We start from the raw sequence: 22,193 nt of genomic DNA, 5'->3' as shown, positions 1-22,193 counted from the left end.
AAAGTACATCAGAATAATTGTGACTTTTTACGTCCCAAAGCACTCCAACAATTATCACTAATTAACTAAATACAGATAACGATAAAGGTAGCCTTCTAATGACTGATACTAATGAACAACTTAATAACTCTCCGGCACTGATTGACGAAGTCATGGAAGCATTAGCAGACTTTGATAAAGAAGTATTGCTTGGCTTATTTGCTGACTTAGAGGCAGCAGAGATAGCGAGATTATTAGAGTCTATTCCTGACTCTCAGCGTGGCCAGCTTTGGTCTGTGATACCGCAAGATCGAAACGGTGATGTACTGGTTGAATTAGGTGAAGTGGCGCGTTTGTCGCTAGTAAAATACCTAGAACATGAGCAGGTCGTTGAGGCGGTTTCAAACCTAGAAAGTAATGACCTTGCTGAGATGGTTGATACCTTACCAGATGATGTGGGTGAGGCTATTCGTCAATCATTGGACTACCACGGCCTTCGCGGTTTGGAAGCCACTCTTGCGTTCCCAGAGGACTCTGTCGGACGTGTGATGGAGACAGACGCCATCGCTGTGCGTTCGGACATTACGCTTGAAACAGTGCTTCGTTTTTTGCGTAACCGTGAGTCGATTCCTGATCATACGCCATCGTTGATGGTGATTGACCGCCAGCGCGTATTTCAGGGTGTGTTGCACCTGTCAGACTTATTGACGCATAACCCTTCTGTGTTAGTGGAAGAGGTGATGGATAAAGACGGATTATTTATTGCACCGAATGCTTCGCAGCATGACTTAGCGATTATGTTCCGTGACTTAGACTTGATCTCTATCGCCGTTGTTGACGAGGATGGTGTGTTACTAGGTCGTGTGACGTTGGATGATATGGTCGATATTTTGCATGAAGAGGCTGACCACCAAATACTGGGTGCCGTTGGTTTGGACGAGGAAGAGGATTTATTCTCACCGATATTATCTAGTGCTAAACGTCGATTGTTTTGGTTAGGCATCAACTTAGCGACTGCGTTTTTAGCAGCATGGGTAATTGGATTATTTGAAGCGACCTTGCAACAGATCGTCGCATTAGCGGTACTGATGCCGATTGTGGCGAGCATGGGTGGTATTGCAGGCGGTCAGACACTGACGTTGATGATTCGCGGACTTGCCACGGGTAAAATCAGTTCGGCAAACTCGAAATGGTTAGCTTATAAAGAAATTACCATCTCAGCGATTAGTGGTGTGACTTGGGCTATTGTGGTGGGTATCGTTTCTTACTTTTGGTTCTCAGACATTAGAATCTCGATGGTATTGGCTGCGTCGATGATCGTTAACCTGTTGATCGCTTCGTTATCAGGCTTTGGTATTCCGATGCTCATGAAGAAAGTAGGTATTGATCCAGCATTGGCGGGTGGTGTTGTACTAACGACAGTCACCGATGTGATTGGGTTTGTGAGCTTCTTGGGTCTGGCGACGATGTTTTTGTTGTAGGAAAACCAAATAGTTAATGCTTTGGCTTATATGTGCTGATGCTGATTTATTTGACATAGGGTGTTGAATAGGTCAATCAGGGAGGAATAATGGACAAAAATCGACTCACTGAAACGAATATTATCTTATGCAGTGGAGGGTTGATGGGCTTGCTACTCAGCTCTCATTAAAAGATTCCCATCTTCATGCCTTCCGCCATACCGGCTCCCAGTTCATAGCAATCTTTAGCAAATTCCGGCTTATAGTCGCCACTCAAGATGAGGGGCGACTGGACGTGCTTCCAACGTAGTCCGGTTGTAATACGCTCCACACTACTTTTTGCGCCTTGCCCATCATTTCCTGCCTTCACATATAGGGCCATCGACAAGCCCTGTTTTTGTTCAAGGCAAGGGTAATAAATACGCTCAAAGAAATCCTTTAGAGCACCACTCATGTAAGCAAAATTTTCTGTCGTACCTATGATGATTGCTTGTGCCTGTAACACATGCTCGGCGTTTGCATCGAAGGGTGAAAGCACAATAGGGGATATTTCTGCTGATTGTGCGCCATCCACGACGGCATCGCGCAAGGCCTGTGTATTAGTGGATGGAGTGTTGGCGATTATCAGTAATTTACTCATCGGTAAATCTTATACGCTGTGTTGAGAATTCACAATCATATCGGTAGTTATTGAATACGGATTTTAGTCTTTAAACAACTGCCTAATTCCCTCATAAGTTGCCAAGATTACCGAAAATGCCACTAACATCATTGCAGCTCCTGCAATCATAGGCGTATCCACTTGTTTACTCATGATGCCAAATGCAGCCCAAGCAATTACAAGTCCATAAATAAAGTCACAACGTCGCAGAACAATAATAGCTCCAATCACACCGACAACAGCAAGTTTGAGCAACGTCCAGTTAGTCGCACTCACAAACAGGTCATCCCAGCCCATTGCGTTTTGAAAAATGCTGATATTCGCCATGGTGGCAACGGTGATCCATCCGGTATAAAGGCTGAAAGGTAGGTGGAGAAAGAGGTGCTCTTTCCACGTGGCTTGGCGCATATTTAGCCCTAAAGCACGGTATATAGCGATGAGTGTAGCCAATATGCCGAACATGATGACAAGCGAGGTGCCGACAAACTCATAGTGCCATGCAAACAACCAAAGCATGTTTGCAAAACAGCTAACAATAAATAACTTGCTGACTTTAGACATCAATACATTATTACGTTGTGATGGTAACGCTTGATAAACCACAAAAGCGGCCAGCGCAAGGTAGATCACTCCCCAAATCGAAAAGGTAAAACCAGCGGGGGTAAACAGCGAGGTGTATTTGTCAGACAGATCTTTTTGTGTAAAGCCATTGAGCGGTAGTGCATTTGACAAGTAGTTGACGAATATCACTAAAATAAAGGCGGACATTGTACCGCCCCAGTCGCTAACTTTTCGTTCCATGAATAATTATCCTAGTTGGTTAATATGCATTGTGCAGATAGTATACATTAAGTTTGAGACTATAAGATAACCATCATACACCGCTCTTTACTCGACTAGCTCTAGATCAACGGCACCATTGGCCTCAAGTACTAATAGTAACTCGTCTAAGTCAGGATGAATATCTTTGACCTGTAGGCTGTTCAAATGACCGTGGAGTCGTAATTTGCCTTTTTTCTGCCCCTGTAACTTTTGATTGATGGAAGCGTAAAGCTTGTCATAGTCGTTGGAAAAATCGTGTACCAATGACTTTTTCAGGCTCTCTAGTAATTGCTTTTGCAGTAGTTGTGTAGCTACTTGCCAAAAAGGGCTTTCAAGTTTTCGGCTAAACGCAACATCAGCAAGACGCACAATGTGGTTTGCATTATCAACCACAGGTTTACCAGATATATAGATTTCACCTTTACTGGCAAACCAGCCCTTAAACCCCTTGATAGTGACTTTAGCGGCTAGCACCAAACGGTCGTTATTGGGGTATACCTCAACGTCATTTATAACGATGCTGGCATTACCTTCTTGGAGAGTTACAGGTTTCTTTTGTAAGCCTTGTTTGATGCTGTCTTGAATTTGTTGATAGCCAAGTGCAAGTGGCAGGCTTAAGTGGATAGTTGAATGGTTGATCGCTTGGCGAATAGGCGCAGGTGTCGCTGAATTGTTTGCTTGAGTACTTTTTGGTTCTTGTGTCGTGCGTAAGCTGGTTTTCAGTGCAAGGCCAAGTTGCAAAGCATTATTCTCAATACGTAGCTGAGACAAGTGCAACGCTTTTGGCGTAGTGTGTAACCATAGCGGAAGTGAGTTGCTTATCTGATGTGGTTGTTGGAGTTTTTGCCAAAACTCATCCACCTTTTGTTTTAAACGGTTTTCGCTGGCTAGTTTCGTCTTTTGCTTATTAAGAGCTTTGGCTAAGGCTTTTTCTATCGGCTTTTCGAGTAGCTGTTGAATACTGATATTCATGCCGATGACCTTAACCACTGGTTTCTTTTGCCAAATAATTTTAGAGGTATGGCTGACTTGCAGTTGCCAGTCATTAGAAATATTAGGCCGGATATCTGCAATCGCGGTAAAAGCTGCGGTTTTAAACTTTACGCCCTTGAGCAAGTTCCCGATTAACTTGCCTCTGGAAGTCGCTTTAAGTTTGTACTGTAGTGGTAGTTTTATGCGCAAATAGCCATTATCTAATGCTTGTACTTGTATTGGGCCAGTGCGCTTTGCCCAACCACCCACACGAAACTCTTCGCAGTGATTCTTACCAAATATACGGACACATTTTTGCTTTTCTGCACCTGCAGAGTTGTACAACATCTCTGGTATGTCGTTTTCTAGCCTTTGTTGTAAATTATCTAAGGGCACACGAATACGCGTTTGAATTACAGACTCAGTGACTGCCAGTGTGTGAGGAATAACGGAAATAGGGGGCTTTACCGATAAGGCTTCATTATCTTTTTTGCTACACGCAACTAAAAGCAGTGCGAGTGACAACGTGAGTGAGGTTTTTTTTAATAGGGTATTCACGATCACAATCCTTGGTTGTTAATTCGCCAGACATCCTTGCCGACAAAAACAAAAGGGAGCCACAATGGACTCCCTTCAGGTTCTAACACTCACCAAACTTAGTTGATGAAACGTGTCCAGAAGTACTTAGGATCTTGTGTTGTTTTAACATAGAACAACTCACCAGAGTTTCTCCAAGGGTCAAGCAACATACCTTCTTTAACGCCTTTACCTTTAGCCGCAACGATTAGCGAGTTGTGCTCGTTAAAACGTCTGCGGTTAGCAGTACCGTGGTAGAAGTCAAAGCTCTTCCATGTACGTGCTTGAATGTGTTTCGCCATATCGCGAGTCCACTGCCAGCAAAGACCATTTTCACGGTAGCCGTAGTTAACCAAGATATTTTGTAAATATGCAGGTTGAACTAGGTTGTATTGGTTAGCCAATACCTTAGGATAGTTCACTGCTTCATGAGCCAATAGCTGTGCTTCAAGAGGGTCAATGTTTGGCCCTAATGACATCAGTGATTTTTTAACAGCAGCGACTTTATTTTGCGTCTGAGCGTCGATGTTTTTAACGATGGTGCGTTTTGAAACAGGGTCAACAGCGACGTTATCATATCGCACAGCGCAACCTGATAGCGTCATTGTTGTAATTACTGCAAAGGCAAAAATAATCTTTCTGTATGTCGATGTCATCATGACAGTTTATCCTTTCTTAAAATGCATTAGGTAGTTGACGTCAACGTCACTACCTAGTTTGTAGTTCTGAAAAATAGGGTTGTAAGTCATCCCTTTAATATCTTTCAAGCTTAAGTTGCTTTGTCTTCCCCATCCTTCTAATTCAGATGGGCGTATAAATTTTCCATACTCATGGGTACCTTTAGGCACCATACGCAAAACATACTCCGCACCAATGATCATAAGTGCGAAAGCTTTCGGATTTCTATTGATAGTAGAGAAGAAAATATGACCATCTGGCTTCACTAGAGACGCACAAGCAGCAATGATCGCTGCTGGGTCGGGTACATGCTCTAGCATTTCCATGCAAGTCACTACGTCATATTGAGCAGGACGTTGTTCTGCCATCTCCTCTGCAGTGATTTGCTGATAATCAATTTCTACGCCAGCTTCAAGGCTATGAAGTTGAGCGACTGATATTGGTGATTCACCCATATCAATCCCTGTTACTTCAGCCCCACGCAACGCCATACTCTCAGATAAGATTCCACCGCCACAGCCAATATCGATCACTTTTTTGCCAGATAAACCGCCAGCAAGCTGGTCGATGTAGTTCAAGCGCAAAGGGTTGATTTGGTGTAACGGTTTAAATTCGCTATCCAAATCCCACCAGCGGTGAGCGATATCTTCGAATTTTTTTATTTCTTGCTGATCCACGTTTTGCATGGGTAGAGTTATCCTAAAAAACCGTTATGTAATACGTTATGATACCCTCAATTAGATTCACGAACAGTAAAATAGGTTCAATTTATGTTGCGTTATTTACCAGGGATATTGTTATTACAATGTGCGACAGCTGCAATTATCTGGTTTATGCCACAACCCATAAAACCTGAAATTTGGGTGGGTATTACGCTAGCTGTTGTTCTATTAGGCATTTTTGTCTCTCTATGGTTCTCATCTTTAGCCAAAAACGCGACTCAACAAGCGGTCAATAAGGTCAAGCTAGACTTTGCCAAAGAGCGAGAGCAATATCAGGTAAAAGCCGAGCGTGCTAAAACCAAGCTCGTTGAGAAGACACAAAAGCAAATTGCCAGTGAAGCACGTAAAACCCAAGGCAAGGCAAATATCAAAGTAGGTGGCGCGTTTGCGGCGGCTGTCGGGGCAGGCATTCTCATGTTAATCATTGAACTGCTGACCTTTGGCCTAATGACACTAACCACGGCTGCCGGTGCGATGGGTGGTTATTTAGTCAGATCAAAAAAAGCCCACCGAGAAATGACTGATCGTTTACCAAAGACCATTGAAGTCACCGAAAAAAGTCGCACATTACCTATATCGAACATTTTTAAAAAGTCGCTACCCAACGACAAGAAGTCATAAAACTTCTTTAAAGTTGAGCTATTGCTAACCTAGCGGCTTTACTAAACACCTAACGATAGTGAAAATTTCAACAAGAGAATATACATGAAACAAGGACAAGCTCAGGTCATTCGACTCGAAGAATATCAAGTACCGTTTTATCTAGCGGAGAGTCTTTCACTAAACATTGACTTGGCTGATGACTCGACAGTTGTTACTTCAACCGCTAAATACACACGTCACCCAAAACAGCCAACAGCAACGACGTTAGCACTGCACGGTGAGTTGCAGGAGCTACTGAGCGTTAAGCTTGATGGCAAGTTATTAAGTGAAGGTGAATATACGGTTGATGATGAATTTTTATCATTAAGCAACTTACCAGAGAGCTTTAAGTTGGAAGTTAGCAGCCGTATTTACCCAGAAAAGAATACGTCATTAGAGGGTCTATATCAGTCAGGTGGTAAGTACTGCACACAGTGTGAAGCGGAAGGTTTCCGTAAGATCACTTACTTCCTTGACCGTCCAGACGTGATGACGATTTTTACCACTCGTATCACGGCGGATAAAGCGTCTTACCCAGTACTGTTATCAAATGGTAACTGCGTTGAGAAAGGTGACTTAGAGAATGGTCGTCACTTTGCGGTATGGCATGACCCATTCATCAAACCTGCTTACTTGTTTGCGCTAGTCGCTGGAAATCTTGAGCACGTGAGTGATGAGTTCACGACGATGTCAGGGCGTAAAGTTGCACTAGAGATTTACACCGAAGCACACAATATTCCATTTTGCGGATACGCAATGGAGTCACTGATTCGTGCCATGAAATGGGACGAAGAGCGTTTTGGTCTCGAGTACGATCTAGATATTTATATGATTGTTGCGGTTGATGACTTCAACATGGGCGCGATGGAAAACAAAGGCTTGAACGTCTTTAACTCTAAGTTGGTGTTTGCCAGCCCAGAGACAGCGACGGATATTGATTACATTAATATCGAAGCGGTTATTGGTCATGAGTACTTCCATAACTGGACGGGTAACCGTGTTACTTGCCGCGACTGGTTCCAGTTGAGCCTTAAAGAGGGGTTGACGGTTTTCCGTGATCAAGAGTTTACGGCTGACTTACACTCACGTCCGGTAAAGCGTATTGAAGACGTGCGTATGTTGCGTACTCATCAGTTTGCAGAAGATGCGAGTCCAATGGCGCATCCAATTCGCCCATCATCGTTTATTGAAATTAATAACTTTTACACGGTAACGGTTTACGAGAAGGGCGCGGAAGTGGTGCGTTTGTATAACTCGCTACTCGGCCAAGATGGTTTCCGTAAAGGTATGGACTTGTACTTCGAGCGTCATGACGGACAGGCCGTAACAACTGAAGACTTCCTTGCAGCAATGTCAGACGCTAACGGCGCAGATTTATCGCAAATGGAAATGTGGTACAACCAAGCGGGAACGCCAGAAGTAGCTGTGACGATGGATTACGACGCGGCGAATAAAACGTGTACTTTAAACTTTGCTCAGAGCTGTCCTGATACGCCTGAGTCAAATGACAAAGCACCGTTTTTGATTCCGTTTAAGTTGGCGTTGATCAACTTAGCGGGTGAAGAAATTGCTTTGCAGATTGAAGGCGAAACAGCGGACCAAGCAGACGGTCATGACACTGAGCGAGTTATCAATATTACGGATGCTACGCAAAGCGTGACGTTTGTAAATGTCGCTGAAAAGCCATTGCCTTCACTGCTTCGTGACTTCTCTGCACCGGTTAAATACAGCTATGACTACAGCACGGAAGACTACATTTTCCTAATGCAGCATGACAGTGATGACTTTAACCGTTGGGAAGCTAGTCAGCGTTTAGCGCAGCAGTTGATCTTACAAATGTTAGATGAGCGTGAGTGTGGTGTGGCGATTGGGGTTTCTCCAGAAGTTGTAGATGCTTACCAGCAGGTATTGGATAACGCCGATTTAGACCCTGCGTTACGTGCTGAAGCATTGAGCCTACCGGGTGAGTCTGACATTGCTGGTCTGGTCGCGAAAGCCGACCCAGAAGCGATTCATGAAGTGCGTAAGTTCTTTATGACCACATTGGCTAACGGCATGCGTTTGTCACTAGATGCTCAATACGATGCTCTGAATACCAATGAAGATTACACGGTTGATGCTGCTAGTATCGGTCGTCGTAGCTTGAAGAATACATGCCTTGCTTACTTGTCATTGATTGATGATGAAATGATTCACCAGCAGTGTTTAGCGCAGTTTGAAAATGCGAATAATATGACGGATCGTTTGGCAGCGTTGAGTGCATTGGCTGATACCGACTGTCCAGAGCGTGAGCAAGCGTTGAAAGCGTTTGAAGTGCAGTTTAACGATAACCCATTAGTAATGGATAAGTGGTTTGCTATTCAAGCCGCTTCTACGTTACCGGGTACGTTGGAGCAGGTTAAAGCGCTACAAACTCACCCCGCTTATGATGCGAATAACCCGAATAAGATTCGTTCGTTGATTGGTCGTTTTGCGATGGCTAATTTGGTCAACTTCCATGCGGCCGATGGATCAGGTTATGAGTTCTTAACAGACTTTGTAATTGATCTTGATACCCGTAATCCGCAGGTTGCTTCGCGTATGATTCGCCCGTTGATTAAGTGGCGTCAGATTGAGACACAACGTAGTGCGTTGATGAAGGCGTGTTTGGAGCGTGTTCATAAGACGGATGGAATCTCGAATGATGTGTTTGAGATTGTTGATAAGGGTTTGGCTGGGTGATTAGTTGAGCATTTGAAACATTAGAACTATAAGCCTTTGCTCTTTTGGGGTAGAGGCTTTTAGAAACTAAGGTGTAAAAGCCTTTTGATACCATATTAAGCAGCAGTAAAGTCCGTTTTAGCTACTATTAGCAATATTACAAGAGTCAAATAGCTGATAGGGATTTTACTCCTCATGAAATTAAAACAGAAACCTACAAACCAACTGATCCTCTTACTTGCATTCGTGGTTACATTTAGCCTGCTGGGTGCTTACTACATCTATCAACCAGAGCCATCTTTTTTCTCTAGCTCTAGTCATCCCGTGGTGTCTAGTGTTTCGAAAAATGACGATACCGTGCTGATGATTCAAGCTACTGCAAACAGTGGCTGTACTAATACGTTACAACTGTCAGAGACTTCACTGCTAGGACTCCCTCAACAGCAGTTTAAAACACATCACAGCTGGTCAGCAGAAGCTGAAACCTTCACTGGGCCGCTATTGGAAGATATAATCAAGATTGCCTGTGGTGATGCGACAAAGATTAACCTTAAAGCGCTAAATGATTACTCTGTTGACGTTGACTTTACCATTGCTAAGTCATTCAGGCCTATCGTAGCGCATAGCATAAATGGTTCACGCCTATCTGTTCGTGATAAAGGTCCGTTATGGATTATGGTGCCTTCAGATGACTTAAAGGTTGTATCAAAAGAAGTGGATGGCATGCTGATCTGGCAGTTAAGTGATATCACTATTCTGAACACTATTTAGTGCTCTAAACGATGAATTTATCTCAACAGTATCAACTCAGCAATGTGCTACTGACACTACTTGGCCCAGTATTGATTGTTTGTATCATTATTAGTGGAAGCTATGTTGTCTCAACGTACAAAGATGTTACCTACAGTAAGCAAAAAACACTCTGGGATGTTATGCAACTTGACCGAGAACTTGCTCATACAAAGGTAGAGGTAAAGGATTATATCCATGATATTTCGACCGCTGAATCTTTGGTTTTGGCCTACAATATTTTATGGAGCCGCATTCCCACTGCAAGGAACAGTTTCCGCAAAGACCTTTCCCTTTCTGAGCGTGATAATAATGAAATAGATGTATTGGTTGGTAGTCTATTTGAAGATGTGAAGCGCATGGAGCCAATCATCGTGGGTCAAACTGAAATCAATAAAATTGCATTGCAAGAATGGCTAGTTAAACTTGAGCAGCACGAAAATGCTATCCGTGGAAACTTTATTCATGACCTTGCTTCTTCCAGTAGTCGGTATGCTAGACAAACGACTGCGACAATTCTAAAAGCGGCGACCATACCCTTATTCTTTATCATCTGCTTTTTTCTGTACCTTGGTTATTTGCTCTCAGCACTGTTGAATGAAAGGAAGATCAATCAACAAATGTTAGATCATGACACGATGACAGGGCTACATAGTCGTGATTTCATGATGAATACATTGAAGGACCTGTCAGAATCTTCAAGCCCCTTTGTATTGTTGGCGTTTGATCTGAATAAATTCAAAACGGTCAATGACAAACTGGGTCATCACGCCGGTGACAAACTACTGAAATACTTTGCGTCACAACTGGGTAGCACCCTTGGGCAACATGGTATTGCTGGTCGGGTAGGTGGTGATGAGTTTCTTTGTGTCTTTGAATCCACCGATCAAAAAACGGTCAACCGTTACTATGGTGAGTTCTTACTTGCGATTAAACAGCCTTGCGATATTGAGGGTGTGAGTATACAAGTGAGCGTAAGTACAGGAGGTGTGTTTTCGAATAATTGTGATAATCATGTTGCCTGTGTGTTGGAGCAAGCAGATAGAGCGATGTACGAAGCAAAGTATCAGAAACTAAAAACCATCTTATGGCTCAATACAGATAGAAGAAAGGTTGAAACACAGACCAAATCTATTGAATCTTCGTTCTCTGTATAAACGAAAAACCACTCATCCATAAGTGGTAAGTGCTTTATTTTATGGTAACGAAGCTCCATAGTTATACAGTGTTTCTTCTACGTTACTAATCCCAGCTTCCTCAGCAGAAGCCAAGATTTGTTCCCGAATGTGCTTCAACAAAATGGAAATACTATCTGGATATGACTCAAGTGTTTGCTTGACCGATAATTCCATTTTTTGCACTCCAGATTATTCCATCTTAGCGAGTTTAATAATCGTATGAAGCGCGACTTTTAAATCTTCCAGTGCTTGTCCAGCAGGTACCGCTTCTTTCGCACAGTCATTGATAGAGATCGCATGGTCTGCAAACAGACGGTTTTGCGGATAGCGTTTCATCAAGTTTGTCACAATATTGGTTTTATAAGCGTTTACTTGAACCTGGAGTGCATCAGCTTTAGCCTTGTCGCCACTCGTAAAAGCCAACAGTCCCGGCGTTACAATGTCCTTCTGAATATATTGGTTATAGCCTTTTAACCCTTTACGGATACTCTGCACATCAGTTTGCGGATACTTAGCCGGTGCAGTACTCAACTTTTTATCAACAAAATCAATAACACCTTGGCAACCCTGCATAGTGTTAATAGAAGGCGCAGCAATTGATAGCTGAGGCGCTGCGGAAAGAAGGAGTGCTAAGGTCAGTATTTTTAATTGCATTGAAGGATACCGTTAACTGTTAAATGACATCACTAACCATAGTTAATAGATCCAATATTATCTAGCTTCATTAAGTAGCATCTATCCACTAAGTGTCCTCTTATGCACGATGTAATGTTCAGATGAAGCTAAAATGAAAAGGGTAAAGCGACTATAATAAAGTGACAGAACATATATCAGGGCTCAGGCATATGCAGCGTTTAATCATCAGCGTTTTAACAGTCGCACTTACAGGTTGCTCCACGTTTGGTTTGATCGAAAATGATCCAATAACAAAAACCAATACGGCCAACGGCTACTCGATGACAAAGTTACTCAGAGGCGGTACGAGTGATAACGCATTAGCCTTGGCTTTTTCTGGTGGTGGAACGCGAGCCGCAGCACTGTCTTACGGTGTTTTGAAAGCGTTGAGAGATACCCCAGTCAAATCAGGTGGTAAAAACATCCGTCTATTAGACGAAGTTGATAGCATTAGTTCAGTGTCTGGTGGAAGCTTTACCGCAGCGTATTATGGGCTGTATGGTGATAATACCTTTCTTAGTTTTGAGAAAGCATTCTTACGTCGCAACGTCAGTGGAGGGGTAAAGAAAACACTGCTTAACCCGACTAACTGGTTTGATGAGCGTGGTTTGTCTGAGTTAACCGTAGACCTGTATCAAGAGCAAGTATTTCACTACGCAACATTTGCTGACATGCTGCGTCCAGATGCGCCGTTGATAATGATCAATGCCTCTGATCTTAGTAAAGGTGTTCGCTTTTCTTTTGTACAAGAGTACTTTGACCTATTGTGTTCAGACTTGAGTACTTTCCCTGTAGCACGTGCTGTAGCAGCGTCGGCAGCTGTTCCTGTTGTATTTGACCCTATCGTTTTAAAGAATTATGACAGCTGTAAAGCAGATGGACCTTCTTGGCTAAAAGGGGTAATGGAGCGCTCAAAAAATGAAGCTGAGTTAGAGTACACGATCAAAGGTTTGAATAGTTACAGTAATAAAAAAGGTCATAAATACGCACATTTCGTCGATGGTGGTATCACCGATAACTTAGGGCTGCGCGCGATTTATGATGTGCTAGAACTCGGCGGTGGCGCTAAGAAAACGGCTGAAATATTGAAGCTTAACCCTGTCAAACGTTTCGTTATTATCTCTGTGGATGCTGCTGCAACACCACTCAATACGATGGATAAAAGTAACGTTCATCCATCTATCCTTGAAACTATGAATGCGACGAGTGATGTACAGTTGAAACGTTATAATGTATCGACTATCGATATTATGAAGCAGAGTATTTTGCGCTGGTCTGCTCAGCTTTCAACACCACAGCAGAAAGTTGAGCCTTACTTTATACAACTAAATTTTGCTCAAATACAGAATACCAAAACACGTGCAGCACTCAACGAAATACCGACCACCTTTAACTTGCCAGATTCACAAGTTGATTTATTGATTAAAGCGGGTGAGGATTTATTGTTTGATAACCCAGAGTACAAACGATTGATGGCTGATATCAAAGCGTCGAAATAGATGATTTAAGTCATAAAAAAAGCCACATGACTGTCATGTGGCTTTTTAGTATTTGGTCAAAACAACTGCTGACTATGACGTTTTACAGCTCGGTACTACGAGTGTTGCTTTACTCGCACGACTAAATAGGGCGGTCGTGGGCTTAACGTCTTTAGAGCTTACTTTAACCATGCCATTTTCAATTTCAGAACCTGCCACACGGATGTTTCCCAACGCACTTCTTGGGAGCGTGTCATCCACATCAATCGTAAAACTGACTGATTTGCCTGATGGCAGCGTTGCGATGCTTATAGAGAGTTTACTATCACCGTCTTTAACCCCTTCAGGTGACGTGACTTTAATAGCACCTTCACGAACCTCAAATGGCTGAAATACTTCCACACCAGCACCGCTTGATGTTGTATCAAAAATTAAGCGTCCAGCACTCTTGCTAAGGTCAATATCTAGCGTCAGATTGTCTAACGCACAACCCCCTACATTATTGATAACAAAGCGGTCTTTAGGCGCGCTTTCGATGAAGCTGACTTCAATGTTTGCTTGGGCAGTCTGTCCTAGAAAAAGCATCAACACACAAGCTGAAGAGAATAATTTATTAGTCATGATAGCACTCCGATAATCACAAAATATCCATTAACCATAGCAGCAATGGGAGATATCATGGATATCCCCCATTTTTGTACCGTTGTCTTGCTTAGCGTTACAAACTATGACGTAGAGATAGCATCATTAGGCGCTTCATTACCGGTAGAACCAGCATCAACCACAGCTGACACTTGCATATTTTCTAATGTTGCAGAGCCGACAATGGTGGCAAATGAAGCGTCAGCAGCATCACGACCTAAGCCAATGCGGACAAAGCCACTGAGCGGTGCCATACGAGTCGCATCAAACATATACCATTTACCTTGAAGGTACGCTTCAAAAAAGCCATGAAAGTCAGGCGGCTGAAGGTCAACGGCATAACCAGAAATGTAACGTGCCGGAATACCTAAGGCGCGACACAAAGCAATACTAGTGTGCGCAAAGTCACGACAGACACCCGCTCGGTTAATTAACACATCGCAAGCACTAGAGGATGCATCAGTACTTCCTGATACGTAGTCGACTTGATTGTGAACCCAGTCACAAATTGCCTCTACGCGAGAGTAGCCCGTTAAGTGAGCGCCAAATTCTTTTTGTGCAAACAGTGCTAAACGATCTGATTCGCAATAACGACTCGGGTTTAGGTAGTCCAGCACTTCGGCAGGTAGTGTTTGATAGCTTACTTCATCGATCATAGGGGCATGATCAACATCAGGTGATAACTCAACAGTGGCTTGGTAATCAAGCTGGAAACTGCCAGGGTTAGCCTGTAGGCGAATATTACGCATATTCTCCTTACCGACATTAAGCCACTCATAGTCTAGGTCTGGGCTGAGTACTAAGTTTTCTTGAAGAATACGCTGATGAGAAGTCTCTGCTGGCACCACACTAAATACAAAAGTGGTTGGCGTTGCGACATTGTATTCCAAAGTCGATGAGACGTTAATGATAGGCATAAACGTGGTTCCTTAAATGTGAGATTCGCTGGTTCTAGGCATAGGTAGGAAGGGGTGAGAAAGTTAGCCTAAGCGATGTATCTCACAGCGTACTCGCTTCGGTGTGGTTTGCCAATTATTGCTATGAGATTCAGCCATGAAAATTTATAAACTCAGGTGTTAGTTTGTTACATTGTTTACTGTGACACATTCTGACTTATCATCAGACATACACTACACTAGTCTTTAAGCTATTACTGAGGCACGAGTTTCGAGTCTCAACACACATTTACAATTTTACTGAGAGAAAGAAAATGGCAAAACCAAATATTGGATTTATTGGGCTTGGTTTAATGGGCTCGGCAATGGTTGGACGTCTACAGTCCTTAGAGTATCCGCTAACAATCATGGCTAATGTTTCTCGCCCTAGAGTTGACGAAGCAGTCGCGGCTGGCGCAGTTGAAGTCACCAGCGGTAAAGCAGTTGCTGAAGCCAGTGATATTGTTATGTTGTGCATGGACACATCAGCCTCAGTAGAAGGCCGTATGCGTGGGGAAGATGGCATTATCAGCGGCCTGAAACCTGGCACAGTGGTTATCGACTTTGGTACATCATTACCCGCATCGACTAAAGCGTTGGGTGAAGAAGTGGCTGCAGCAGGTTGCACTTACCTTGATGGCCCATTAGGTAGAACTCCGGCACAGGCAGTGGATGGTTTGTTAAACATCATGTGTTCTGGCGATAAAACAGCATTTGAAAAAATTAAGCCAGTGTTAGAAGACTTGGGTGAAAACGTCTTTTACTTGGATGAGTTAGGGTCTGGTAACGCGATTAAGCTCATTAACAACTTCTTCGGTATGACTACTGCGAGCGCAATGGCAGAAGCCTTTGCAATGGCTGACCAAGCGGGTGTTTCTCGTGAGTCATTGTACGATGTCATGGCAGCAGGACCGCTACGCTCTGTGATGATGGATCTTGTTAAAGCTTATGGTGTTGATGGTGACCCAAGCAAGCTGGGCTTCTCTATTCGTAACGCAGCTAAGGACGTTGGATACTACAATCAAATGTCACTAGATCTTGGCACAACAACGACAATGTCTGTGAGCACAAATAAGGCGTTTAAGGCGGCTGTTGACCAAGGCATGGGCGACAACATGGTCTCTGAGATGGTTGATTTCTTTGCAAAGGATTTAACTAAGTAATAAAAAACCGACGGTTTAAAGCCGTCGGTTTCTATTAAATCTTCTTTATCGTTCAAATGTAACGTACCCACCCACACAAGCTGTTTCGTTTTACTAACGGCCAACACGGATCACTTCGGCATCCAATTATTTGTGTTTACTAGAGACACATTGAAAACTTAGAAACCTAAAATCAATGATGCGAAAGATATCAGTAGCTTTATTTCTAAGTAATGAATTGAATCTTTCAATGAGTAAACTACACGCTCAAAGGTTATAATTAGTGTTTCGATCCACCTTGTGTCTGGTTGACATTTTAGCAACAGATTGAGATGATCGCGCCTCAAAAATCCGTTTGATATTTAACAACTTAAAGGTTGTTTCAATTGTTAATGGATGAACATTTTATTAGAAATAAAATTCTCGGATAAGGTACCGCGTTACTATGGAAAACCTCGTTAAATTTTACAAAGGCAGTTTTTTACTCTTCTTTTTAGGTGTCGTCGCCGCATACTTTCTGGGTGGTGCAGAAGCTGTAGTTATCGTTCTTATTCTCTGTGTCTTAGAAATATCGCTATCCTTCGATAATGCTGTAGTAAACGCTACCGTGTTGAAAGACATGAATGAAGTATGGCGTCGCCGGTTTTTAACATGGGGAATACTCATCGCCGTATTTGGTATGAGAATCATCTTTCCTGTCGCGATTGTTAGTATTGTATCTGGCTTATCACCTTGGAGCGCACTCACGGTAGCCGTCGAGCAACCAGACGTATACGCGGCTTACATGACATCTGCACATGTATCTATCATGGCATTTGGTGGCGCTTTCCTTATGATGGTTGGTTTGAGCTTCTTTTTTGATGACGAGAAAGATCATTGGATTCCTGTTTTAGAAAAGCCAGTCTCTCAAATAAGCAGCATCCCATTTGCTTCGTACATATTTGCCATTGCATTGGTTTTAGTGATGGGCTTTTTCGCACTATCAGGCGAAGACTCAAGTACGTTCCTTACCGCTGGCTTATCAGGCGTCTTAGTATTTTTCGTGATTGAAAAACTCACAGAGTTTATGGAAAATATGGAGAAAAAACGTGCCGTAGAACACGCTGCTAAAAGTGGTGCGGCAATGTTCCTATACTTAGAAGTTCTAGATGCGTCATTTAGTTTTGACGGTGTTATTGGCGCATTCGCTATTACAACGGATATCTTCATCATCGCGATTGGTTTGGGTGTAGGTGCAATGTTTGTACGCTCTATGACGATCATGCTGGTAGAAAAAGGAACGCTACAAGAGTACATCTACCTTGAGCATGGCGCTTTCTACGCAATCATTGCTTTAGCATCGATCATGTTTATTAAAACGGTTGGTCATGTGCCAGAAGTGCTAACAGGTTTAATCGGGGCAAGTTTTATCGGTATTGCATTTGTACACTCTGTCATCGTGAAGAAGAAAGAAAAAGCAGCAACCGCGAGCTAACAACAAAACATCCACTCTAATAAAATAGGGTGGATGTTTTGTTGTACCTGTTTAACGCTTTATACGATCTAGAATATCTTGAGCTTTCTGACTCCTCACTTCCTGTTGAGTCGGCTCACCTCTTACATGCGAATCAATGTCCTGCATTGCTTGTATTTGATCATCAAACGTTTGCTGCTTTTGTTGAATACGTTGTACCGAATCTTGCATCAGCGCAAAGTTATCGTTATGTATCTTTTTATGAACTGACAGCTTACTCATGGAGTTTTGAGCTTGTTGCGTGGCTTTCGCCATACCCAACTCTGTTCGGTATTCACTGAGTGTATAAGTGGCCGTTTCAGCGCTTGTAGCAAGTCGTTCTCATAGACTTCCAGTTGGTTAAAGTGAGTTTGCTGCTTCTCCAGTAGCGTCTCTTGTGCCGCTAAAGCTTCTGCCAATTGCAGTGCAGCCGTTTCATCACCTTGGGTTAACTTGCTATGAATAGCATCCTCTTTACTTGCTACATTAGCCTTTTGAGCGTCTAGCTGACGTTTTAAGTTACTCTTTTCAACGACCACGTTAGCAAGGTGTTTTTTAGACTCCCGCATGCTTGATTCACAGTCATAAATCTCCTGAGATAAGATAGTTAGTGCATTAGCATCAACTGCATCTTCCAGTATTTCACGTGTTCCACCGCGCATGGCCGTGGTCAGTTTTTGTATTAATCTCATCATCTCTTACACCTTAGTCCGTATATTCTTTCAATATTTTGTTGGTTTTTGCTTCGCTGATCTTATGAATCAGACTTTGTGCTTCGTGCTCATCACGCATTGTTTTAGACATCATGATGGTTGAGCTAATCAAAAATAATGAGTTAAGCGCTAAGTAACCGCGCATCAATAAGTTGCCTTCCATGAAGAAAATAAATGCAGCCATCGCAGCAATTGAGATACCAAATGTTAGTCTGACAAATAATAACCAGCTTGTAGAATTTGGCTGTAAAGTTGAATCGTTCATGATCTCTTCCTCTAACGTCGTTATGACGTGTTGTTTGTTTCAATGAGTGAAGATTAGTGAAAGGTATTGATAGCTGCAATCTAGTTAGGAGAAGGTGAGTATTTCAAACCTTTAGGTATTGCATGTCGATACTTAAAGATGTTTTAGGGAATAAATAGGTGTTAAGTGATCGTTTAAACAGCGATCGCAGTCACTTGTTTTGGTGTACTATTAAACCCTACGATTTTTAGGTTATTACTATGACAAAACATATCAAGTTACTCCCTGTGTTAGCTATGTCGTTACTAGCTTTTGCCTGCACAGACAACGGTGCATCGGATAAGTCTGCTAGTAGTACGGCTGAATCAATTGCACCAACAGCGACAGTTTCAGCGCCTGCGACGTCGAATCCAACGACGACGAACTCAACGACGACCGTAGCCACCAAAGCAGTTAAGAATAAACCTGTCGATCCCACGTTATTTTTAGAGGGTGCATTGGTTGGTGAAGTTGAAACCGTAGACTGCACACTGAGCGGCGGCACAAAAACTAGCTGCTATCGTATGACGATTGCAGGAGCCCCAGCAGACCCTGAAACCTCACCCGAAGGGCCTTACTGCCCGCCAACGATTACATCCGGTGCCGACGAAGGTGGGGTTTGGATTGATGGAAAAGGCACGGTCTATAACGTAGACGGAAAATTTATTGAAAACCTAGCGACACTGTATAAGGACACAGAGTGGCAGATGTATGACGTCAAGACTGGTAAAGTCACCATTATTAATGGTGCACGAGGATGTGAAGTTGCCGGTGACCCGCGTCCTATTCCTGGTTTTAATAACTTCTGTTTAGAGTGTCCGCTTGAAGAAATTGGTGGGGGAGTTAAGAAAACGGTATTGATTCCAAAAGTCCCCGTACCTGCGGCAAACATAGCGAAAATTCAAGGTCGTGAAAACACAGGTATTGCTTTAAATGGTGTACTGCTTGGGCCTCCAGCGCCGCTAGAGATGATTCTTGCAAGTCATTCCTTAGGTGTTTTTGATGACTGTGGCGCACACGCAAATCCGCATGAAGGCTATCACTATCATGCGGCTAACGGTTGCTCTGAAGTGGTTAGCCAAGAAGGCGGTCATTCACCAATGATTGGTTATGCGTTAGATGGCTATGCACTGTTTGCGAAGACAGATAAAAGTACTGTAGAAGCTACAGGTCTTGATGAGTGTGGCGGTGAGACGGATGATGTTCGAGGTTATCACTATCATGCATCTGCTCCCGGTATGAACCAGATCTTGAGTTGTTATAAGGGCGAGAAGGGTTCGTTTGAAGGTGATTCGCAAGATGCTGGTGGTCCACCTCCAGGAAGCGAAGGTGGCCCTGGCAGACCACCTGAAAAGCTAACAGACTAACGTGTTATATAAGCGCCCTAGCCAGTGGGTTAGGGCGCTTAATGAGTCAATAATTTGATTACTTAGCAGTAGCTTTCGAGCCTGCCATTTCTTTCCTTATAAACACTTCGACCGCTATAAAAGCAAACGGCACAAGAGACGCTACAAAGAGCAGCAGCCAAACCAGTATAGACCAGCCTTTTTTATGAGTTACTTGGAGAGAAAGAACGACATAAAGTATGAACAGCACACCGTGTCCCATACCTAGCATAGACACATAATCTCTACTTATAAACCCAAGCGTCACGCTCAGTATGAGTAGGTACGACATGCCTTCTATAAAACTGATCATTCGGAAATATTTCAAACCTAAAGCCTTCTAACAAATGTGAGAAAGGTATTTTACGCAGTTTGAGTGGGTCGTGGCGACTGTTGCCGACTAAGTAGCCTGTTTGGTTTTACTTTATGGTGCTTATTGACGTCATGACTCTAAGCGACTGTTTATTTTTGAAGTAAGGATGTGGTCTTCCCAGTTGCCTGCAATGTTTAGGTATTCCTTAGCGAAGCCTTCACGCTGAAAACCTAGCTTATGTAAAACGGCTTCACTGGCCTTATTTGACGGCATATAGTTTGCCATGATTCTGTGCAGCCCAACTTCCTCAAAGAGGTATGAAATACAGGCATTGAGCATCTCCGTCATGTAGCCTTTGCCTTCAAACGTTTTGCCAACAGAGTAGCCAAGATAACAAGCTTGAAATGCCATACGCACCACGCCAGTAAAGTTACAGATACCGATGACTTGTGACTTATCTTTTGTGAAAGCAACGAACCTATACTCGCGTCCCATTTTGAAAGCTTGTTCGCTCAGTTTGCCGAAGCCTGTCCAGTTTTTTAGGGTTAAGTGCCTGTCGGTTCGAATGGGCTCCCAAGGGAAAAGGTGCTCTCTGTTTTCTAGGTAATAGTTAAGAACCACTGGAGCGTGCTTTTCGGAGAATACTTCGATGGTTGTTCTTTGGGTTTCTATCATAAAATTAGTCAAGGTTTGGTTTGTCTACTAAACTCAATACTTTGTGTACGTTATAGCAAGTGTACCTACTGTAAAGTGTTAGTGACAATTTATGGTCTTCGTTGCATGTTGGAGCGCTTTAAAGCTGATTAAGCTAGAAAGTAGAGGTAATAAATAAGTGGCACTAAAGCAATCAGCACTGCCCACAATACGGTGTTGATTTTACCAATTACTGGTGGGTAAACAAGGCCTTCACGACCCACTAATTCCGTTCCTAGCACCGTCTCTAAGTCAGTCTTCTTAGGCTGTAGCAATGCTGCGTTTGTTTCCGTTTTTAGTGGGATAACGTGACTACTTTCCTGCTGTGCCTTCTCAGGATTATTGCTCTGTGCAATCCATAAATCATGATACTTTCCTTGAAGTGCAAGCAGCGCTTCGTGGCTACCATCTTCAATAATCTCACCATTAGACATCACAATTATCCTGTCAGAGCTAGTCACGGTTGAGAGTCTATGAGCGATGGTAATCACTGTCTTATCGGCCCATATGTCCTTCAACTGCCTTAGCACACCTTGCTCCGTTTTAGAGTCCAGCGCTGACGTTGCTTCATCTAAAATAACAATGCTTGGGTCATGTAATATCGTTCTAGCTATTAGTAGTCGCTGTCGTTGACCGCCCGATAGTTTCAGCCCGCTTTGTTGTGGTCAACTAAAACTGGCCACCTCTTTAGAGGTTAATCCAAATTTTTCTTCTGCCATTATTGGCGATAGCCCGCCATTGTTAGCATGTGGGCGGTAACGATTATAATACTGATTAATGTATTGAGTAATCGCCTGAGCACCTTCGTTAAATGAAACGTAACCTGATTTTGGCATCCACTCGGTTTTAAAGCTTCTAAAGAACCGTTCTACGGGTGAATTATCCCAACAGTTTCCTCGTCGGCTAAGGCTTTGCCTCATGCCAAAATGCCACAGGCATTGACGGTACGCCTTACTGGTGTAGTGGCAGCCTTGGTCACTATGAAATAGAATACGTTTAGGTTTCCTTCTGCTTTCATAGGCCATTCTTAATGCCTTTTTTGTCAGTTCGCTATCTGGGCTTTTACTGGTAGCAAAGCCAACGATACGCCTTGCATATAAATCAATGACCACTGCAAGATACAACCAAGTTGAACCCGACCAAATATAAGTGACATCACCCGCCCAAACTTGATTTGGCTTGCTCGGCTGAAACTGCCGATTAAGCACATTTGGTATGCTTAGGTGTACTTTTTCTGCCTTTGCGTAGCGGTGAGGAGGTTGC

The 22,193-nt window shown here is 43.1% G+C and carries 25 protein-coding genes and 1 pseudogene; 9 read left to right on the top strand and 17 right to left on the bottom strand.

The window, feature by feature from the left end; all coding sequences use genetic code 11:
• Nucleotides 1–98: 98 nt before the first annotated feature.
• On the top strand, nucleotides 99–1,460 hold the full coding sequence (gene mgtE / locus DKT75_RS09060) for a magnesium transporter (protein WP_211665309.1): 1,362 nt from the start codon (nucleotides 99–101) through the stop codon (nucleotides 1,458–1,460).
• Nucleotides 1,461–1,626: 166 nt separating this feature from the next.
• Here mgtE and DKT75_RS09055 read toward each other — a convergent pair whose 3' ends face one another.
• From DKT75_RS09055 to ubiG, 5 genes are all read right to left on the bottom strand, one after another.
• Nucleotides 1,627–2,079, bottom strand: a complete 453-nt coding sequence (locus DKT75_RS09055; RefSeq protein WP_109823107.1) for a flavodoxin family protein — start codon at nucleotides 2,077–2,079, stop codon at nucleotides 1,627–1,629.
• Nucleotides 2,080–2,142: 63 nt separating this feature from the next.
• On the bottom strand, nucleotides 2,143–2,901 hold the full coding sequence (locus tag DKT75_RS09050; RefSeq protein WP_109823106.1) for a tryptophan-rich sensory protein: 759 nt from the start codon (nucleotides 2,899–2,901) through the stop codon (nucleotides 2,143–2,145).
• 87 nt (nucleotides 2,902–2,988) lie between these two features.
• Nucleotides 2,989–4,452 (bottom strand): DUF4403 family protein, encoded by a 1,464-nt coding sequence (locus DKT75_RS09045; protein ID WP_158278821.1) that lies wholly within the window; start codon nucleotides 4,450–4,452, stop codon nucleotides 2,989–2,991.
• Between the two features lie 98 nt (nucleotides 4,453–4,550).
• Nucleotides 4,551–5,129 (bottom strand): hypothetical protein, encoded by a 579-nt coding sequence (locus DKT75_RS09040; RefSeq protein WP_109823104.1) that lies wholly within the window; start codon nucleotides 5,127–5,129, stop codon nucleotides 4,551–4,553.
• A gap of 6 nt (nucleotides 5,130–5,135) precedes the next feature.
• Nucleotides 5,136–5,834 carry a bifunctional 2-polyprenyl-6-hydroxyphenol methylase/3-demethylubiquinol 3-O-methyltransferase UbiG gene (gene ubiG, locus DKT75_RS09035; protein ID WP_109823103.1) on the bottom strand — a complete coding sequence of 233 codons (699 nt, stop codon included), beginning with the start codon at nucleotides 5,832–5,834 and terminating at the stop codon, nucleotides 5,136–5,138.
• A gap of 84 nt (nucleotides 5,835–5,918) precedes the next feature.
• Here ubiG and DKT75_RS09030 point away from each other — a divergent pair, with 84 nt between their 5' ends.
• The 4 genes from DKT75_RS09030 to DKT75_RS09015 all read left to right on the top strand — a co-directional run bounded on the left by DKT75_RS09030 (nucleotide 5,919) and on the right by DKT75_RS09015 (nucleotide 11,158).
• Nucleotides 5,919–6,491 carry a hypothetical protein gene (locus DKT75_RS09030; protein WP_109823102.1) on the top strand — a complete coding sequence of 191 codons (573 nt, stop codon included), beginning with the start codon at nucleotides 5,919–5,921 and terminating at the stop codon, nucleotides 6,489–6,491.
• 84 nt (nucleotides 6,492–6,575) lie between these two features.
• Nucleotides 6,576–9,233: an aminopeptidase N gene (gene pepN, locus DKT75_RS09025; protein WP_109823101.1), complete on the top strand. Its 2,658-nt coding sequence runs from the start codon at nucleotides 6,576–6,578 to the stop codon at nucleotides 9,231–9,233.
• A gap of 174 nt (nucleotides 9,234–9,407) precedes the next feature.
• A complete protein-coding gene (locus tag DKT75_RS09020; protein ID WP_109823100.1) occupies nucleotides 9,408–9,983 on the top strand; it encodes a putative pterin-binding protein in 576 nt (191 codons plus the stop codon).
• 11 nt (nucleotides 9,984–9,994) lie between these two features.
• Nucleotides 9,995–11,158: a GGDEF domain-containing protein gene (locus tag DKT75_RS09015; protein ID WP_109823099.1), complete on the top strand. Its 1,164-nt coding sequence runs from the start codon at nucleotides 9,995–9,997 to the stop codon at nucleotides 11,156–11,158.
• Between the two features lie 39 nt (nucleotides 11,159–11,197).
• On the opposite strand, the gene DKT75_RS21805 is transcribed toward DKT75_RS09015, so the two are convergent.
• The gene (locus DKT75_RS21805; RefSeq protein ID WP_158278820.1) at nucleotides 11,198–11,353 is read right to left on the bottom strand and encodes a hypothetical protein; all 156 of its coding nucleotides are present in this window, start codon (nucleotides 11,351–11,353) and stop codon (nucleotides 11,198–11,200) included.
• 15 nt (nucleotides 11,354–11,368) lie between these two features.
• Nucleotides 11,369–11,833, bottom strand: a complete 465-nt coding sequence (locus DKT75_RS09010; protein ID WP_109823098.1) for a hypothetical protein — start codon at nucleotides 11,831–11,833, stop codon at nucleotides 11,369–11,371.
• A gap of 191 nt (nucleotides 11,834–12,024) precedes the next feature.
• Between DKT75_RS09010 and DKT75_RS09005 the strand changes: the two genes are divergently transcribed.
• Nucleotides 12,025–13,353: a patatin-like phospholipase family protein gene (locus DKT75_RS09005; RefSeq protein WP_109823097.1), complete on the top strand. Its 1,329-nt coding sequence runs from the start codon at nucleotides 12,025–12,027 to the stop codon at nucleotides 13,351–13,353.
• A gap of 72 nt (nucleotides 13,354–13,425) precedes the next feature.
• Here DKT75_RS09005 and DKT75_RS09000 read toward each other — a convergent pair whose 3' ends face one another.
• Nucleotides 13,426–13,953: an aggregation factor core gene (locus DKT75_RS09000; protein ID WP_109823096.1), complete on the bottom strand. Its 528-nt coding sequence runs from the start codon at nucleotides 13,951–13,953 to the stop codon at nucleotides 13,426–13,428.
• Between the two features lie 104 nt (nucleotides 13,954–14,057).
• On the bottom strand, nucleotides 14,058–14,891 hold the full coding sequence (locus DKT75_RS08995; protein WP_109823095.1) for a transglutaminase-like domain-containing protein: 834 nt from the start codon (nucleotides 14,889–14,891) through the stop codon (nucleotides 14,058–14,060).
• 293 nt (nucleotides 14,892–15,184) lie between these two features.
• Between DKT75_RS08995 and DKT75_RS08990 the strand changes: the two genes are divergently transcribed.
• Both DKT75_RS08990 and DKT75_RS08985 read left to right on the top strand, forming a co-directional pair.
• Nucleotides 15,185–16,072, top strand: coding sequence for an NAD(P)-dependent oxidoreductase (locus tag DKT75_RS08990; RefSeq protein ID WP_109823094.1), 888 nt, complete (start codon nucleotides 15,185–15,187; stop codon nucleotides 16,070–16,072).
• A gap of 424 nt (nucleotides 16,073–16,496) precedes the next feature.
• Nucleotides 16,497–17,525, top strand: coding sequence for a DUF475 domain-containing protein (locus DKT75_RS08985; RefSeq protein ID WP_109823093.1), 1,029 nt, complete (start codon nucleotides 16,497–16,499; stop codon nucleotides 17,523–17,525).
• Nucleotides 17,526–17,576: 51 nt separating this feature from the next.
• On the opposite strand, the gene DKT75_RS08980 is transcribed toward DKT75_RS08985, so the two are convergent.
• From DKT75_RS08980 to DKT75_RS08970, 3 genes are read right to left on the bottom strand one after another with little or no spacing between them, the layout of a single operon-like run.
• Nucleotides 17,577–17,786 (bottom strand): hypothetical protein, encoded by a 210-nt coding sequence (locus DKT75_RS08980; RefSeq protein WP_109823092.1) that lies wholly within the window; start codon nucleotides 17,784–17,786, stop codon nucleotides 17,577–17,579.
• Nucleotides 17,783–18,238 carry a PspA/IM30 family protein gene (locus DKT75_RS08975; protein WP_109823091.1) on the bottom strand — a complete coding sequence of 152 codons (456 nt, stop codon included), beginning with the start codon at nucleotides 18,236–18,238 and terminating at the stop codon, nucleotides 17,783–17,785. The genes DKT75_RS08980 and DKT75_RS08975 overlap by 4 nt, the downstream gene beginning before the upstream one ends.
• A gap of 10 nt (nucleotides 18,239–18,248) precedes the next feature.
• Nucleotides 18,249–18,521, bottom strand: a complete 273-nt coding sequence (locus DKT75_RS08970; RefSeq protein WP_109823090.1) for a YiaA/YiaB family inner membrane protein — start codon at nucleotides 18,519–18,521, stop codon at nucleotides 18,249–18,251.
• A 239-nt stretch (nucleotides 18,522–18,760) separates the two neighbouring features.
• On the opposite strand from DKT75_RS08970, the gene DKT75_RS08965 reads away from it, so the two are divergent.
• On the top strand, nucleotides 18,761–19,906 hold the full coding sequence (locus DKT75_RS08965; protein WP_109823089.1) for a YHYH protein: 1,146 nt from the start codon (nucleotides 18,761–18,763) through the stop codon (nucleotides 19,904–19,906).
• A 58-nt stretch (nucleotides 19,907–19,964) separates the two neighbouring features.
• Here the strand turns inward: DKT75_RS08965 and DKT75_RS08960 are convergent, their stop codons facing one another.
• From DKT75_RS08960 to DKT75_RS08945, 5 genes and pseudogenes are all read right to left on the bottom strand, one after another.
• Nucleotides 19,965–20,252: a DUF3817 domain-containing protein gene (locus DKT75_RS08960; protein WP_109823088.1), complete on the bottom strand. Its 288-nt coding sequence runs from the start codon at nucleotides 20,250–20,252 to the stop codon at nucleotides 19,965–19,967.
• Nucleotides 20,253–20,366: 114 nt separating this feature from the next.
• A complete protein-coding gene (locus DKT75_RS08955) occupies nucleotides 20,367–20,912 on the bottom strand; it encodes a GNAT family N-acetyltransferase (protein WP_109823087.1) in 546 nt (181 codons plus the stop codon).
• Between the two features lie 128 nt (nucleotides 20,913–21,040).
• On the bottom strand, nucleotides 21,041–21,364 hold the full coding sequence (locus DKT75_RS22370) for a hypothetical protein (protein ID WP_281271410.1): 324 nt from the start codon (nucleotides 21,362–21,364) through the stop codon (nucleotides 21,041–21,043).
• A 135-nt stretch (nucleotides 21,365–21,499) separates the two neighbouring features.
• Nucleotides 21,500–21,580, bottom strand: a pseudogene (locus DKT75_RS22430) (ATP-binding cassette domain-containing protein); the annotation flags it as partial.
• Nucleotides 21,581–21,595: 15 nt separating this feature from the next.
• Nucleotides 21,596–22,193 (bottom strand): IS3 family transposase (locus DKT75_RS08945; protein ID WP_109823086.1); only part of this gene is annotated, 598 nt, incomplete at its 5' end.

It is taken from the genome of Leucothrix arctica (assembly GCF_003172895.1).
GTDB lineage: Bacteria > Pseudomonadota > Gammaproteobacteria > Thiotrichales > Thiotrichaceae > Leucothrix > Leucothrix arctica.
The sequence above is the reverse complement of the archived record's forward strand: the minus strand, read 5'-3'. Positions and strand labels throughout refer to the sequence as shown.